Below are 15,814 nucleotides of genomic sequence, written 5' to 3' on the forward strand. Positions count from 1 at the left end.
GGAGATCCTTCACTGCGTTCAGGATGACGAAATTCTTGTAGTTGGAAATGGTAACGTCATCCCGAATGCAATGAGGGATCTCCTTGGCGTGGCATTGTGCCTGAGCTTGGAGATCCTTCACTGCGTTCAGGATGACGAAATTCTTGTAGTTGGAAATGGTAACGTCATCCCGAATGCAATGAGGGATCTCCTTGGCGTGGCACTGTGTCTGCACTTGGAGATCCCTCATTGCGTTCAGGATGACGAAATTCCCGCGGTTATTGTAAAGTGACTTATAGATTCATTAAGCCTTTGTTTCTTCTTTGTTTTTTATACCGCAACAGCTGCATTTACAACAACTGAATTTATTGTACAGCCAGGCAATTAGAAAACCGGTAATGAAGGCATTAATAAATCCACAGATACCGCCGATAATGCTGCCTTTTATGGAAGGTTCATAGCCTAAATATAATGAGGCTACCGCTTCAACAAAGGGTTTGCCATAACTGTAATAATAAGCAGATAACCCCAGGAATAACATAGATACTCCCCAAAGAACACCTAAAGACAGGCCTAGTCCAACCGGGCTTAGTTTGCAACCGTTCATAACAATCTCCTTATAAAATTGATGTGGAATAGTTCTGGGTATTTAGAGTATTCATCTATCCAGCGATGAAGCTCCAATCATTCTTATATTGACATATAAATTAATTGTTCGGTACTATATTTTCTGCTGCAGAAACAGGTGATTACAACTATTCTCGATTCCTCCCGAGTTGTGACGACAATCCTGTTTTCAGGACGAGGGATACTTTAATTTCTTTTTATTAAGGTGTCTCTATGTCTGATTTTAACCCCTATCTGAATAAACCTTCTGTCGCTATAGAACTATCCGATTTTCCAGGAGGTGTTGCTGCCTGGGGGGCTTTGCCTGCTGTGTTTGACAGTCATGATCAATCCTTTGATCGAGGAGTCCATATTCATGCCCGATTAGCTGAGATTGGTAAAAAAGTAATTGATAAATCGTTTTCTGAAATCGAAGTGATATGGCAAGGAAAAAGCATGCTGCTCACCGAAGATAGTGCCGTGAGTTATACCATGAGTTCTATTTTTGATTTTGCCATAGTCAGCATTGACTGTGATCAGTGCGGAGCTGAATTGCTCGATAAAGGCTGGTCCGCTGTACGTCCATCAATGGAACATTATTGCAGTCAATGTGGTGGTTTAACTGCAACTGCTCAACCGTGTGTTGCCAATCCAATTATTGGGTTCAAAGAGTGGCTGGGAGACATTCAGGTACAAAGACCTTCAATACGTCCCTCCAGAACAATAAGATTGGATCGTGATCGATATCCGGGCGGTTTTCAGATTTGGGGCTCAAATCCATCAATTATCTGGACAGCCAAACGTCCTGAAGAAAGTGCCATACATGTTCATGCGTATTCCAGTGAAAACAAACGTGTGGTTGATAATACCTACAGTGAGGTGTGGGTAGATGACATGCTTTTGGATATTGAAATGGTGCGTGTGCTGCAGATTCAAAGGGCAATTCCAGAGCTTCGCCATGTTTTATTCAGCCTCAATTGCCCTGATTGTAACCATCCCCATTTTGATGAAGGACAACATTCGGTAATTCCTCATCGACATCACCAATGCGAGGTTTGCCAGCATGTTTTTAGTACACCTGAGAGTATCAGCAATCCTTGTATTGCCATTCTGGATAAATTAACAGCATCTAATTATGGAGTTTTGGAACATGAATCAACTTAGTTTGCCAACCATTTATAAAGCAGGAGCTTTAATATTTGATTCTTATAAGCGCGTTTTAGCCGTTCATAAACGTGGAAAACCAGCCAAGGAACTCATAGTTCCCGGTGGCAAAATCGAAGGGGATGAAACAGATGAACAGACATTAAGGCGTGAGTTGTATGAAGAGCTGAATGTGGATGTACTTTCTATTTATCCTTATGGAATATTTCAGGCAAAAGCGATTTATGAAGAAGCACTATTGGTAATGCGTACTTATATTGTGAACATAAAAGGTATTCCTGTTCCTGGAAGTGAAATTGATCAATTGGTATGGTTGGATGCCAATTATGGTGAAAGTGGGTTTCAATATGCTTCTATATTGGGCCAACAGATTATGCCGCGATTATTTGCAGAGGGATTACTGGGAAACTGGAATGAAGTAAAAGGTATTCTGATTGATTAATTCGTTATGCAATGTGCATTTTCGGAGTCTACAATTAATTCAAATGAATTAATTGTGATGAAATTATGAATCCTGTTATTGGTTGGTTCCTGGGTATATTCATAGTAATGAATTGTTATGCTGATTCAACAAGTTCAGCGCTTCCAGAAAATGTCGTTAAGGTAACCAAGGAGAATAACGCAAAATGCGTGGTCTATCTTACTTATAAGGGAGAATTGTATTGCAGTTTTGTTGCATTACATGATGATGCAGTTGATCCCCAAATATTGACTTATGAGCAACAGAATATTCATTTTGATGACAGAGTATGGAAACCTGCATGGGGACAAAAAAGCAATGCCGGGTGGACTGTTGAGTATATTCCCGCAGGAGATAATATTAATCAATGGAAGGAGCTGGTTACGTCACAGTTTATACCAGGAACGGAAGGAGTGACTCCTGCCCAATTTAAAAAAACATTTATTACCAATCTGAAGAAAACAGGTGTTACGTATTCTATTAACACTATAAATGAACAACCCAATCAGCTGATTTTTGAATTTAAAGTGACAGTACCTGTTAATCTGCAACAAGATGAAATTCAAAAGATTACTCGAGGTAAAAACGGTATCTATGTGCTTCATTATACAATTAAAAAAGCAGAAATGAGTAAAGCGAATCGACAGAAATGGATAGAGAATTTAAAGAACAGTTCCATTAAGGAATAGTCTGTCTTGCCATGTTAATGAGTGAATATTCATAGTGTTGCCAGAACCACTGATTCGCTAAGACATCATAGGAAGGGGGCTTTAATTTCCACTTAGGTTCTATAGGGAATAAAAAATCACAAATAACTGTTCGTACTGATCTTATCTGCTTTATAATCAACTCATTATAAAAAAAGGAATTATTATGAAATTGACCTTTATGGGTGCGACGGGTACGGTGACAGGTTCCAAATATCTAATGGAATTAAATGATAAAAAAATCCTGGTGGATTGCGGATTGTTTCAAGGGTTAAAAGAACTGAGGTTACGAAACTGGGCTCCTTTTCCAATATCGCCCAAATCGATTGATGCCGTTGTTTTAACCCATGCCCATATAGATCACAGCGGCTTTATTCCTTTACTGGTAAAGCAGGGCTTCAAGGGACGAATTTATGCGACCAAGGCTACAAAAGAGCTTTGCTCCATTCTTTTGCCTGATAGTGGTTTTTTACAAGAAGAAGATGCGCGAAGAGCAAATAAATACGGGTACAGTAAACATAATCCAGCAGTACCCTTGTATACTCAAGAGGATGCCTATAATTCATTAAAGCATTTTGATGAAGTCGAGTACGATACTCCTTATCCCATGCCAGGTGATTTTGAAATAAGCTGGCATCGCGCCGGTCATATTCTTGGATCGGCATTCATACAATTTCAATACAACCAAAAGAAAGTATTGTTCAGTGGGGATATTGGTAGATTAAACGATCCAATTATGCGACCTTCAGAACTCATGAAGAGCGCGGATTATTTAATTTTGGAGTCGACTTATGGTGATAGACTGCATGATAAATCAGATCCTCTTAAAGTTATCGCCAATATCATTAATACAACATACAATCGAGGTGGCACTGTATTAATACCCGCATTTGCGGTAGGGCGATCTCAATCGATTCTCTACTATATTTATCTTTTAAAACAGAATAAATTAATTCCGGATATCCCTGTATATCTGGATAGCCCTATGGCCATTGACGCGACGGAGCTGCTGTTGAAAAACAGCAATGAACACAAGCTTAGCCCTGAGTTATGCCGTGCTGTGTGTCATGTGGCGAATTACGTCCAGACTTCAGAGGATTCCATGGCTATTGACCGGGATCACGAACCTAAAATCATTATTTCCGCCAGTGGAATGATGACTGGTGGCAGAGTGCTTCATCATTTGAAAGTGTATGTGACCAATCCCCTAAATACCATTTTGATGACCGGATTCCAGGCATCAGGTACCCGGGGTGATAGAATGTTAAGACATGAGCCTACAGTCAAAATTCATGGCGATCAATATCCTGTTAATGCCCAATTGGAAGTATTAACCAATGCTTCTGCACATGCGGATTATGAGGAAATTTTAGCCTGGTTAAGCCATTTCGAAAAAGCGCCTAAAAAAGTGTTTATCACTCATGGTGAACCATCGGCTTCCCAGGCATTGAAAGAGCATATTGAAAACACATTTAAGTGGACTTGTGAGCTGCCAACTTATTTGCAAAAGGTGGAGCTCAGTTAACGCTAGGGATAATAAATGCGTCGCAAGATTGCCTGGTCGCGAATAAAAGACTCTACCTCTACTGAGTGGAGTCTTGATAATGCGGATGTGATAAGACGCCGAAATCAATATGGACTTAATGATATTGCTGGCATAAAAGTAAATGTCTGGTATGAATTAATCATCAATACCATGACTGATCCCATGATTTGGTTTTTGTTAATTACCAGCATACTGTTTGCCTGTTTGGGTAATAATCGTGAAGCAATCATTCTGGCTTTAGCCATTATTCCATTGATTGGAATGGACGCTTTTTTACATTGGCGAACTCAATCATCGACTCAAAGCCTGATTGGAAATTTGGCGACATCAGCGAGAGTAGTTCGTTCTGGAAAAGAAATCCGTATACCTGCTATTGAATTAGTACCCGGAGACCTGGTGCTTATTCAGGCTGGGGAGCCAATACCAGCGGATGGGTTAATTCTCGCTGCAGATAAGGTACAAATAGAGGAATCCTCATTAACTGGTGAATCAATTCCGGTGACTAAAAGCTCTGGATTATCACTGCAATTAACTTATAAGGAAAGGCCTGTTGAATCCCGTTATTGGGGATTTGCCGGAACTAAAATTCTGACTGGACACGGTCTTTTAAGAGTTGTTTTTACAGGAAAAGAAACACTTTATGGACAAATCGTTCATTCTGCTTTAGCGACTGCGAAAGAGAAAACTCCATTACAGGCGGCACTCAGAAAACTGGTTTTTAATCTGATATTGGTAGCTGGTTTTTTGTGTGTGTTATTAGCAGCAGTTCGTATTGTCCAGGGATTTGGGTTAGTTGACGCTATCTTGAGCGCAGCAACACTTGCAGTAGCTGCATTACCAGATGAGTTTCCTATAGTGCTGACTTGTTACCTTGGTGTCGGTGTATATCGTTTAGCACGAAAAAAAGCATTGGTACGACGAGCAGTTTCTGTTGAGAATTTAGGCCGTATTACCGTGATTTGTTCTGATAAAACCGGAACAATTACTGAAGGGCACTTTAAAATCGCCCAATTGTTCCCCGCTGCAAGTACAGATGCTAAAACACTGTTGTATTTAGCTGCCATTGCCTCCCGTGAAGACAGTTATGATCTTCTTGATTTAGCGATCATGGATGAAGTAGACAATGCTCAGCTTAATCTTGAACCAAGATTAAGGACTTATCCCTTTACCGAGGACAGAAAACGAGAAACTTCGGTGATAGCTAAAGATTCTAAATGGTTGATTGTTACTAAAGGTGCTCCTGAAACGATTATGACGCTATCCACCTTGAATCCTCAGGAAAAATCAGAGTGGATGGATAAGGTAAAGGAGCTGGCAGCACTCCGGTTTAAGGTTATAGCGTGTGCCAAAATCGAGATGGCTGAGGATACTGATTTAAGTGAGCCCAAACAGTATTATGAATGGATGGGATTACTTGCGTTTTCGGATCCGGTTCGTCCGGGAGTCGTTGAAGCAATCGCGGAATGTCAGGGCTCACATATTCATGTATTGATGATAACAGGGGATCATCCTGCGACTGCTCAAGCTATTGCCCGGCAGATAGGGTTAGGTGCTGGTAACCCGAAAGTTATTCTTGCAGAAGAGTTGAATGAATATATCGGAGAGAGGGCGAATAAAAATTTACTGGATATTGATGTAATCGCCAGAGCCATTCCCATTCAAAAATTGGATGTAGTCAAGGCCTTGCAAAGTCAGGGAGAGCTGGTTGCGGTGACTGGTGATGGAGTCAATGATGTTCCAGCACTGAAAGCTGGAAATATAGGAATTGCCATGGGGGAGAGAGGGTCTCAAAGTGCTCGAGAAGTTTCTGATATAGTTTTGTTGGATGATAATTTTGACAGTATTGTGAATGCCATTTCTGAAGGGCGACAATTATTTAAAAACATCAGGTGCGCTTTTAATTATTTAGTGATGGTTCATTTTCCATTTATACTTTCAGCAGCCTTGATCCCTTTGATGGGGTATCCATTACCTTTTTATCCCATTCATATTGTTTTTTTAGAGTTGATTATTCATCCAACTGCTTTGTTGTTATTTCAGGACATACCTGAAGATAACGAACTTGGACCTATAGAGCGCAATAAAAATTATAATTTCTTTAGTCCTCGCGATTGGCAAAAAATAATATTCACGGGATTTGTGACCACGATTATTATCACCATGACCTTTATATTATCCCTGAAGATGGGATATACAGACAATTATGCCAGAGCGTTAATTCTGGCAATGCTCAGCTCAATCAGTATCGCGATAACCATTGCTTTGAATGGACTGAGTATTAGGGGAAAACGAATAATAATTTATATTATTGCTTTATGCACCGTCCTTTTTATTCAATTGCCAACGACTGCGGTAATTCTGGATCTTGTCCCTCTTAATTTATTGAGTTGGCTCATGGTCTTAATGACGGGGTTGATAACCTGGATTATGGTTAGGGTGAGTTGAGGTAAATGGTAGTTTGGTACGGAGCACATTAGTCTTTGTGCCGCAGCACATTATAGTACCTGCGGCAGCATTCTTCAGAATATTGCATTGAGTGTTGGATGCGTTATCTGTTTAAAGTCGGGTTGAATGATTCAATAGTTCCTTCTCGGGCCATTTTTCTTAATTCAGAAACATGAGTTGATCGAAAAAAGCCTGCTAGTCCTAGTTGAGATGATAATGAACCACTGCTTTGTTTTAAACTGGTCTCTATCATTGTTTTAAAATCTGTATAGGAGACGTGGGAATTATTTAATTTATCAATTTCTTTTAGAACTTTGGCAATGCTGTGCGGAAGGGTATAGCCTTTGTAAAAGGTTCCTCCAGAAGTTACTTTGCTCTGCCAGAAATTCATTTGCTGGTGATCATAAAAGTTAAGATTCAATCTATTGATCAGTCTATTGATGTTTTTCATGTCATTGGAAGGTTTTAAATTGGTGGACGGAATATCTGTTCGTCGTGAGATATTTGGAACAGGCCTCTTAGGTTGAAGTGCTGAAAATTGGCTCAAATCACCACTTTGTTCCCAATCGGATTGGGCTCCATTTCGTTTAAAAATTCCAACAAGTGCCTTTCCATTTTGGAATAAAGCCGCTTTAGTGGCTAATGCAGGATTTGCGTTATTGTAAATCCAGTCAAGTTGTGACATGGACGTGAATGCTTGATTGGTTATTAAGGCATTATATCTTAAATCTGCAAACCCGTTCACATTATCCGCTTTTCGCCATTCAGATTGTTTGTTTTTTCTAAAAATACCGAAAAAAACTGCACCTTCTAAAATGTATGCTGCTCGATTTTGCCCCTGGCTACAAACCCAGTATCCAGAGTGTTTCGAGGCGGGTACTTGGTCTTGCCTTATTTGAGGGGCAAAATGAGCATCAGAGAGTTGATTTTGTTGCGGTTCCAGGACGTCATGGGTTAATTGATGACGATGCGATTTTTGTAATGCAGAATAGGCTAAGCGTGGATCCGCTATCGTCGGTAAGTAGCCAATTTCCGCAAGCAATCGATTGCCTTCTTCCAGTATTAATATGCCGAGCATATTCAAACCTGAACCGTCAGGACCTGATGCCCAATTGTAGTCATGGCGACTGACTTCTATAGGTAAAACTCCTTCAACGGCCAATTGCATTGCCATTTGTTTTAGGTTGGGGTTCGCATCCAGTTTAAGACGAATAACCGTTCTCATAAATTCGAGAGTGTATGGTTCTTTTGTGACTGGATTACTGCCTCCTGCTGGGTTGTGTAGTACATGAAAATTTGCATCACAGAGTCGATCAAATTCTTTTTTATTCGGTCCAAAATAAGTGGGATAATTTTGGGTTAATTCGTCAACGATATTTTTATAATCATCAGGTAAAAAACTGGTCTTTCCTGAAAAATTATGAATGGACCATAAGGCGTTGGTTAACAGATTTTGTCTTGGATCGCTGGCACTTAGTTTGTTCTTTAAATGCAGTATTTTTTGCGCGTGATAGGCTTGTTCTGAGGAGTTCCAATTAAAAATTAAAACCTCGTTATGAATTTGAACGGTTTGGGGTACTCGGAATGTACCCAGAGGAGTAGTGTTGATTAAAGAACCATAGAAATAATCAAAATGTTTGAAAATAGCAATTTTTTGGTTGTTGATTAGAAGGTGTGGTAAAGGCATGAGATCTCAGAGTAAAAATAGTAGGTGCGAATTATAGTTATCTTAGGTCGAAATGTAAACATATTTGGCATATTTTGGCCTTCCGCTGATGTCAGAGGTTGGGTTTCAATTAGGTGATTCATTTAGATGAATGGCCGTATTTGGGTGTTAAACGGGGTGATCTCTGAAGTCGTTTAACTGTTCCGCTTCCTTACGGTCGCGGCTCGGTTTTATTGTTTTTTTTACATTCATTTCATGGTCCTTTTGGAGAGTCATTTTAATGATGGCTTGACAATTTTGAAGTTCACTCTCTAGAATGATGTGGGCAAAAATTTTTTTTATGCTCATCTTAAATCATCTTAACTTAATATATAAAGGGAACTTTAATGAACAAATTACAATTAACTGGTGCTGCTTTGGCAGTAGGTGCTGCTTCTATGTTTGCTTTAGCTCCTGCTTTCGCGGTAGAAACTACTACAGCACCTATGGTTCAATGCCAAGGCGGCAACGCATGTAAAGGTCAAAGCGCTTGCAAAACCGCTGACAACGCATGCAAAGGTCAAAATTCTTGCAAAGGAAAAGGCGTTGTTCAAATGACTAAAGAAGATTGTGATAAAGCTGGCGGCACTGTAGCTCAATAAGTCAGGTATCGCAGCAGGATTTACTCCAGGCATGTCACCCATGCCTGGTTTTACCCATTCTAAAGGGAATATATGGAATTATCAGAACTTATCAACATTCCCAAAATGCCTTTCCTGGGGTTTGGATTAGGGTTACGTCCCAATTATTATGAAGAAATCTTATCTCGTAAACCTGATTTGGATTGGTTCGAAATATTAACTGAAAATTACTTGGTTCCCGGTGGTAAGCCTTTGTATTATCTTGATAAAATACGCCAAGATTATTCTATAGTAATGCATGGCGTCTCTCTGTCTTTGGGAAGCAGTGACGTGCTTGATATGGACTATCTGCATCAATTAAAAAATCTGGCAAATCGTATTGAACCTGTCTGGATCTCGGATCATTTGTGTTGGACTGGAGTCGATAACCTTAATGTACATGATTTGCTCCCTGTTCCTTATACGGATGAGGCAATAAATCATATTGTTTCTCGAATTCAGCAAATACAAGAGTTTTTGGGACGAGCCATATTAATAGAAAACGTCTCCAGTTATCTTACATTCAAGCAATCTGAAATGACCGAATGGGCATTTTTATCTGAAATAGTTAAAAAATCGGGTTGTTATATTTTATTGGACGTAAACAATATTTATGTCAGTTCAGTGAATCATCAATTTAACCCTCTGGATTATATACATTCTGTTCCCGCAGACCGTGTCGCGCAAATTCATTTAGCAGGTCATTCCAATCATGGAGATTACATCATTGATACGCATGATGCTCCGGTTATTCAACCCGTTTGGGATTTGTATGCTGATACGATTCAAAGATTAGGGCCTGTTTCTACCATGATTGAACGGGATGATAATATGCCTCCTTTTGATGAACTTTTAAATGAACTGGATCATGCCAGGCTCATTGTGGAACAGGTCTTAGTAGAGGAGGTTCCTGCATGACGGAACTTCTCAATTTACAGAGTCAATTTCAAAAATTTTTGTTAACAGGTCATTCTGATATTAAAAATTCCATTGAACAAACGGAACGAGTTTTAATTGATACTCGTCTTGGAATTTATCGTGATGCGTATAAATTGAGATTGATTGAGAGTTTAACAACGAGTTATCCCGCATTACATGCTTATTTAGGCACTGAGGAATTTAATAAACTCTGCAGCAGTTATATCGATGCTCATCCTTCAACCTATCGCTCCATCAGATGGTATGGTGATGCTTTAGCCGATTTCGTACAACATTACTACGATAAACCCTATGCTTATCTGGCTGAGCTTGCCGATTTTGAATGGAAAATGACTCTGGCGTTTGATGCGGCTGATGATCAGGTTTTAAGGATTCAGGATATGGGCAATGTCCCCGCTGAATCCTGGGCAGGGTTGCAGTTTACGCTTCATCCATCAGTACAGCGATTGAATTATTTTTGGAATGCAATTCCTGTTTGGCACACTCTAATCAACGATCAGGATTTGCCTGAGTGGAATAAAAGCGCTAATGCAGTGTCATGGGTAGTTTGGCGAACACAGGACTATCTGATTCAATATTACAGTCTATCTGAAGAGGAGGCCTGGGCTTTAGACGCGGTGCGCCAGGGTTTATCATTCGGAGAACTTTGTGAAGGATTGTGTCATTGGGTTGCAGTAGATGAAGTAGGGATGAGAGCGGCTTCATTTTTAAAAAGCTGGATTCAAAACGGAATTTTGTCCCATTTATTAAGTTCAGATTAGATTCTGTTCGCGAACTCAAAGTGTTTCAAAGTGTGGGTTGTATTTTTGCGAAATCATCTTTGACAAGGTACACTCACATATCATTCTCCTTCAAATTAAAAAGCAATTTAAAACATAAGGATATGTCATGTTGAAGTCTAGAGAAGTTCATTCCATTGAAGATGCAAAACGCATTGTTGAAGAAAGACAACTGACTCATGTCAAAGTAGGGATATTTGATATTGATGGAGTAATGCTTGGAAAGTATTTGAGTCGTGAAAAGTTTTTTTCCGCTCTGGAACATGGTTTTGCTTTTTGTGATGTCATTTTAGGCTGGGACTCAAAAGACAAACTGTATGATAACGTACAATACACTGGATGGCATACGGGTTATCCTGATGCGCATGTTCGTATTATCCCATCGACTTGCCGCGATATCGTCTTCGAAGACAATCAATTGTTGTTTATGGCAGAGTTTGACCAACAGGCCGAATCAATTTGTCCTCGTGCCGTATTAAGACGTGTTATTAAAAAGGCAGAAGACATGGGCTTTGATGCTTATGCAGCCCTTGAATATGAATTTTTTGTCTTTGATGAGACACCTGAAAGTGTTCGTGCCAAAGGCTATCGAAATTTAAAACCGATTACTCCGGATAATTTTGGCTATTCAATTATTCGCAATACAGTTCATGCCGAGTTTTATCATCAAATACTCGATATGGCGCAACGAATGGATTTTTCAATTGAGGGACTGCATACGGAAACAGGCCCTGGAGTTCTTGAAGCCGCAATAGCCGTAGATTTGGCTGAAGCAGCAGGAGATAAAGCCGCGCTGTTTAAAACATTTATGAAAATTCTTGCCCAACGCAATAATAAAATGGCAACCTTTATGGCCAAGTGGTCTCCTAATTATCCAGGGCAGAGTGGTCACATTCATCTCTCCTTAAGGAACAGAGAAGGTGGTCAATCGGCTTTTTATGATCCGGCTACTGTTCACACTATGAGTAGAACCCAGCGCCATTTTCTCGCAGGCCAACAAAAATTAATGCCTGAATTATTGGCTATGTTTTCACCCACTGTGAACAGTTATTCGCGATTAATTCCAGGCTTCTGGGCTCCTACAGACGCAACCTGGGGGGTAGAGAACAGAACTACAGCCTTACGGGTTATTCCAGGAAGCGATAAATCCCAACGTATTGAATATCGATTAGGTTCAGCGGATGCTAATCCATATCTGGCTCTGGCCGCTGCAATTGGTTCAGGATTGTATGGCATAGAACAGGAATTGGAACCAGAACCTGAAATCAAGGGGAATTCTTATGAACAGACCCATAATAAAGAATTGGCTTTACCTCGAACATTATGGGAAGCGGCTCAAAATTTGCGTTATTCAAATGCAGCAGGCCAGTTATTTGGAAGGGAATTTGTTGAGCACTTTGCAGCAACCAGAGAATGGGAAGAACGTGAATTCAGGAAACATATAACGGATTGGGAATTAGACCGCTATTTTGAAATTATTTAACCGAATTCAGGTGTAATTTAATCGAATGACAATTGGACTAAAAATGACTGAAATTTTGAGAACTTATTCGCCTATAGATAACTCACTCTATGTTGAACGATCCTATGCAGATCAACAGGACATGGAACAGGCTTTAATTAAGGCACATTCAGCACAACAACTATGGTGTCGTTCATCCTTGGCGGAACGTGAAGAGTACTGTAATGCCGCTGTGGATGTGCTGGTTGCAGAGAAGGAGGCTATAGCCGAAGAACTGTGCTGGCAAATGGGACGGCCTATCCGTTACGCTCAAGGAGAAATTAAGGGATTGGAGGAGCGGGCACGTTATATGATTGCTGCTGCGCAATCCGCACTGGCTCCCATAGAGTTACCTGAAAAAACAGGTTTTATCCGTTATATTAAAAGAGAACCATTAGGCGTTGTTTTTGTCATTGCCCCCTGGAATTATCCTTTTCTCACCGCGGTAAATGCAATCATTCCTGCCATAATGGCGGGTAATGCCGTGATCTTGAAACATTCCGCGCAAACACCCTTAGTAGCAGAGCGTTTTGATGACGCATTTAAAAAAGCTCGTCTGCCACAAGGAGTATTTCAATTTTTGCATCTTACTCATTCTGATACAGAACATTTAATTCAATCCGAGCTGATACATTCAATTGCCTTTACTGGTTCCGTAGCCGGCGGTGAAATGGTGGAGCGTGCGGTCGCTGGTCGCTTCATTAACGTGGGCCTTGAATTAGGAGGCAAAGATCCTGCATACATTCGTGCTGACGCGAATCTGGATCATGCAGTGGAAACTGCGATAGATGGGGCATTTTTTAACTCAGGTCAATCCTGTTGCGGTATAGAGCGTATTTATGTGCATCAAGACGTCTATGAAGAATTCGTCAATAAAGCAGTACATCTGGTGAATCAATACCAATTAGGGCGCTCTGATGATCCGGCAACGACCTTAGGTCCTCTGGTTCGTGCTGAAGCGGCTGATTTTGTACGCAATCAAATTCAGGAAGCTATAGAGCAAGGCGCCGTGGCTCATGTTAACAGCGCTGATTTTAAAATGGATAAACCCGGAACACCCTATATGGCGCCGCAGATTTTGACTCAGGTGAACCACAGTATGCGTATTATGACAGAGGAGACTTTCGGTCCTGCAGTAGGGATAATGTCCGTTAAGAATGATGAAGAAGCAATACGTTTAATGAATGACAGTTCTTTTGGCTTAACAGCGGCAGTATTCACCACGGATATTAAACAGGGAATTCACATAGGTGAACAATTACATACAGGTACTTTTTTCATCAATCGCTGCGACTACCTGGATCCCGCTTTAGCCTGGACTGGAGTGAAGAATTCCGGGCGAGGATGCACCTTGTCAGCTGTAGGTTATGAGCATATGACTCGTCCTAAATCCTTTCATATAAAAACCAGTATTTAAAAGTAACAAGGAATCCATTTTTATGAATAATCAATCGTTAACCGCTAACTGGAATTATCCAACCCGGGTTCGTGTTGGTCCTGGGCGAATTCAGGAGCTGGCCAGCGCTTGTAAAGAATTAGGCATGAACGCGCCATTATTGGTTACAGATCCGGGTCTTGCTGCCACATTAATGGTAGCGAACATCATGCAAATATGTCGCGCTGCTGATTTGCATGTTGGTGTTTTTAGTCAGATTAAAGCAAATCCAACTGGCGAACAGGTTATGGCTGGGGTTAATGCATACCACTTAGGTCAGCATGATGGAGTCATTGCATTGGGTGGTGGTTCAGGTCTTGATGCGGCCAAGGCAATTGCCTTAATGGTTGGTCAAAATCGGCCACTCTGGGATTTTGAAGATGTGGGTGATAATTGGAAGCGTGTTCAGGTTTCTACCATGGCTCCTGTTGTTGCCGTACCTACGACTGCGGGAACTGGCTCAGAGGTAGGACGAGCATCAGTTATAACCGATACAGAACAACAGATTAAAAAGATTATCTTTCATCCTGGCATGCTGCCAGAGATTGTCATTATGGATCCTGAGTTAACCCTGGGTTTACCTCCATCCCTTACAGCGGCTACAGGGATGGACGCTTTATCACATTGTCTCGAAGCGTATTGTGCCACTTATTATCATCCCATGGCTGAAGGAATTGCTATGGAAGGGGTGCGCTTAATCAAGGAATATTTGATAAGAGCGTATCAAAATGGCAATGATTTGGAAGCTAGAACGAATATGTTAGTGGCTTCTGCGATGGGTGCTACCGCGTTTCAAAGAGGTTTGGGTGCCATGCATGCGCTTGCTCATCCTTTAGGCGCATTATATGACGCTCATCACGGACGACTTAATGCCATCCTGATGCCTTATGTTTTGATGGCCAATCGTCCAGCCATTGAGGGTAAAATAATTCGTATGGCCAATTATTTGTCTATAGCGAATGGGTTCGACGGGTTTATGGACTGGATTTTTCAAATGCGGTTGGAGTTGGGAATTGAACACACTCTATCTCAGATAGGTATCGATGACGCTCAATTGGATCGTGTAGCACGAATGGCTACAGAAGATGCGGCTGCTGGTTCCAATCCCATTCTGTTTGATCAGGAACAATATAGGGCTATTCTGGAAGAAGCTAAGGGAGCGTAATGAAAATAGGTATTCTTAAATGTGACAGGGTGAGTGATGTCTTTGTTGAACGGCATGGACAGTATCCAGAGATGTTTGCCAATCTTTTGCGTCCTGTAGATCCCAATATTGAATTTATAGTTTTTGATGCAGAGAATGAAGTGCTGCCCTCTGATATTCATGCAGTGGATGCTTATCTTATTACCGGCAGTCGTCATGGTGTGAATGATGGATATCCATGGATAGCTCAACTTGAAGAATTCATTCGTACTGTGCATGCAGCTCAAAAGAAGGTTATTGGCATTTGTTTTGGTCATCAGCTGATTGCCAAAGCCTTGGGAGGGAAAGTAATCAAATCACCCAAAGGCTGGGGAGTTGGTATGTCTCAAAATCAAATTGTGCAACAAAAAGATTGGATGAACCCGTTTAAAAATGAATTTAATATCCTGGTCAGTCATCAAGATCAGGTCGTGGCGTTACCTCAGGGAGCTCAGGTTCTGGCTGGAAGCGATTTTTGCCCAAATTATCTGATGCAAATCGGAACCCATTTTTTTTCAATTCAAGGCCATCCCGAGTTCACTAAAGACTATTCGCGCGACTTGATGATTTCTCGAGAAGATGCTGTTGATCAGCACCAATTTGCCCAAGGAATTAAATCATTGGAGTTACATGAAGACGACGCCCTGATTGCTCAATGGATCATCAATTTTATACGAGCTGTTTGAGGTTTGCTCATACACCGATTCATTGACTATTTTATGATCTTGGAGGATAATATATAGCC

Annotated in this window: 16 protein-coding genes; 13 read left to right on the plus strand and 3 right to left on the minus strand. The window is 40.8% G+C overall.

Annotation, left to right across the window (positions count from 1 at the left end; genetic code table 11):
- Positions 1–271, plus strand: a 271-nt coding sequence (locus IZU94_RS10855; protein WP_238400700.1) for a hypothetical protein, incomplete at its 5' end; no start/stop codon positions are given.
- A gap of 12 nt (positions 272–283) precedes the next feature.
- Here IZU94_RS10855 and IZU94_RS10860 read toward each other — a convergent pair.
- Positions 284–586 (minus strand): bacteriophage holin, encoded by a 303-nt coding sequence (locus tag IZU94_RS10860; protein WP_203110562.1) that lies wholly within the window; start codon positions 584–586, stop codon positions 284–286.
- A 233-nt stretch (positions 587–819) separates the two neighbouring features.
- Between IZU94_RS10860 and IZU94_RS10865 the strand changes: the two genes are divergently transcribed.
- The 5 genes from IZU94_RS10865 to IZU94_RS10885 all read left to right on the plus strand — a co-directional run bounded on the left by IZU94_RS10865 (position 820) and on the right by IZU94_RS10885 (position 6,907).
- A complete protein-coding gene (locus IZU94_RS10865; RefSeq protein WP_238400412.1) occupies positions 820–1,749 on the plus strand; it encodes a hypothetical protein in 930 nt (309 codons plus the stop codon).
- Entirely contained in the window at positions 1,736–2,191 is a 456-nt protein-coding gene (locus tag IZU94_RS10870) for an NUDIX hydrolase (protein WP_203110563.1), read from the plus strand. Before IZU94_RS10865 ends, IZU94_RS10870 begins: the two co-directional genes overlap by 14 nt.
- A gap of 65 nt (positions 2,192–2,256) precedes the next feature.
- Complete coding sequence (locus IZU94_RS10875; RefSeq protein ID WP_203110564.1) at positions 2,257–2,898, plus strand: HI_0983 family protein; 642 nt, start codon at positions 2,257–2,259, stop codon at positions 2,896–2,898.
- A gap of 184 nt (positions 2,899–3,082) precedes the next feature.
- Positions 3,083–4,441: an MBL fold metallo-hydrolase RNA specificity domain-containing protein gene (locus tag IZU94_RS10880; protein WP_203110566.1), complete on the plus strand. Its 1,359-nt coding sequence runs from the start codon at positions 3,083–3,085 to the stop codon at positions 4,439–4,441.
- 15 nt (positions 4,442–4,456) lie between these two features.
- Entirely contained in the window at positions 4,457–6,907 is a 2,451-nt protein-coding gene (locus IZU94_RS10885) for a cation-translocating P-type ATPase (RefSeq protein WP_203110568.1), read from the plus strand.
- Positions 6,908–7,010: 103 nt separating this feature from the next.
- On the opposite strand, the gene IZU94_RS10890 is transcribed toward IZU94_RS10885, so the two are convergent.
- On the minus strand, positions 7,011–8,594 hold the full coding sequence (locus IZU94_RS10890; protein ID WP_203110570.1) for a hypothetical protein: 1,584 nt from the start codon (positions 8,592–8,594) through the stop codon (positions 7,011–7,013).
- Between the two features lie 147 nt (positions 8,595–8,741).
- Entirely contained in the window at positions 8,742–8,921 is a 180-nt protein-coding gene (locus tag IZU94_RS10895; RefSeq protein ID WP_203110572.1) for a hypothetical protein, read from the minus strand.
- Positions 8,922–8,959: 38 nt separating this feature from the next.
- Between IZU94_RS10895 and bufA2 the strand changes: the two genes are divergently transcribed.
- The 7 genes from bufA2 to IZU94_RS10930 all read left to right on the plus strand — a co-directional run bounded on the left by bufA2 (position 8,960) and on the right by IZU94_RS10930 (position 15,755).
- Positions 8,960–9,214: a BufA2 family periplasmic bufferin-type metallophore gene (bufA2, locus tag IZU94_RS10900; RefSeq protein ID WP_203110574.1), complete on the plus strand. Its 255-nt coding sequence runs from the start codon at positions 8,960–8,962 to the stop codon at positions 9,212–9,214.
- A gap of 72 nt (positions 9,215–9,286) precedes the next feature.
- Positions 9,287–10,150 (plus strand): MNIO family bufferin maturase, encoded by an 864-nt coding sequence (gene bufB / locus IZU94_RS10905; RefSeq protein WP_203110576.1) that lies wholly within the window; start codon positions 9,287–9,289, stop codon positions 10,148–10,150.
- Positions 10,147–10,932, plus strand: coding sequence for an HvfC/BufC N-terminal domain-containing protein (locus IZU94_RS10910; RefSeq protein ID WP_203110578.1), 786 nt, complete (start codon positions 10,147–10,149; stop codon positions 10,930–10,932). The genes bufB and IZU94_RS10910 overlap by 4 nt, the downstream gene beginning before the upstream one ends.
- Positions 10,933–11,059: 127 nt before the next feature.
- Positions 11,060–12,433, plus strand: a complete 1,374-nt coding sequence (locus IZU94_RS10915) for a glutamine synthetase family protein (RefSeq protein ID WP_203110580.1) — start codon at positions 11,060–11,062, stop codon at positions 12,431–12,433.
- A 43-nt stretch (positions 12,434–12,476) separates the two neighbouring features.
- A complete protein-coding gene (locus tag IZU94_RS10920) occupies positions 12,477–13,868 on the plus strand; it encodes an aldehyde dehydrogenase family protein (RefSeq protein ID WP_203110582.1) in 1,392 nt (463 codons plus the stop codon).
- A gap of 22 nt (positions 13,869–13,890) precedes the next feature.
- On the plus strand, positions 13,891–15,051 hold the full coding sequence (locus tag IZU94_RS10925; RefSeq protein WP_203110583.1) for an iron-containing alcohol dehydrogenase: 1,161 nt from the start codon (positions 13,891–13,893) through the stop codon (positions 15,049–15,051).
- The gene (locus IZU94_RS10930) at positions 15,051–15,755 is read left to right on the plus strand and encodes a glutamine amidotransferase-related protein (RefSeq protein WP_203110584.1); all 705 of its coding nucleotides are present in this window, start codon (positions 15,051–15,053) and stop codon (positions 15,753–15,755) included. The genes IZU94_RS10925 and IZU94_RS10930 overlap by 1 nt, the downstream gene beginning before the upstream one ends.
- Positions 15,756–15,814 lie beyond the last annotated feature (59 nt).

The sequence above is a fragment of the Legionella bononiensis genome, assembly GCF_016786215.1.
Classification (GTDB): domain Bacteria; phylum Pseudomonadota; class Gammaproteobacteria; order Legionellales; family Legionellaceae; genus Legionella; species Legionella bononiensis.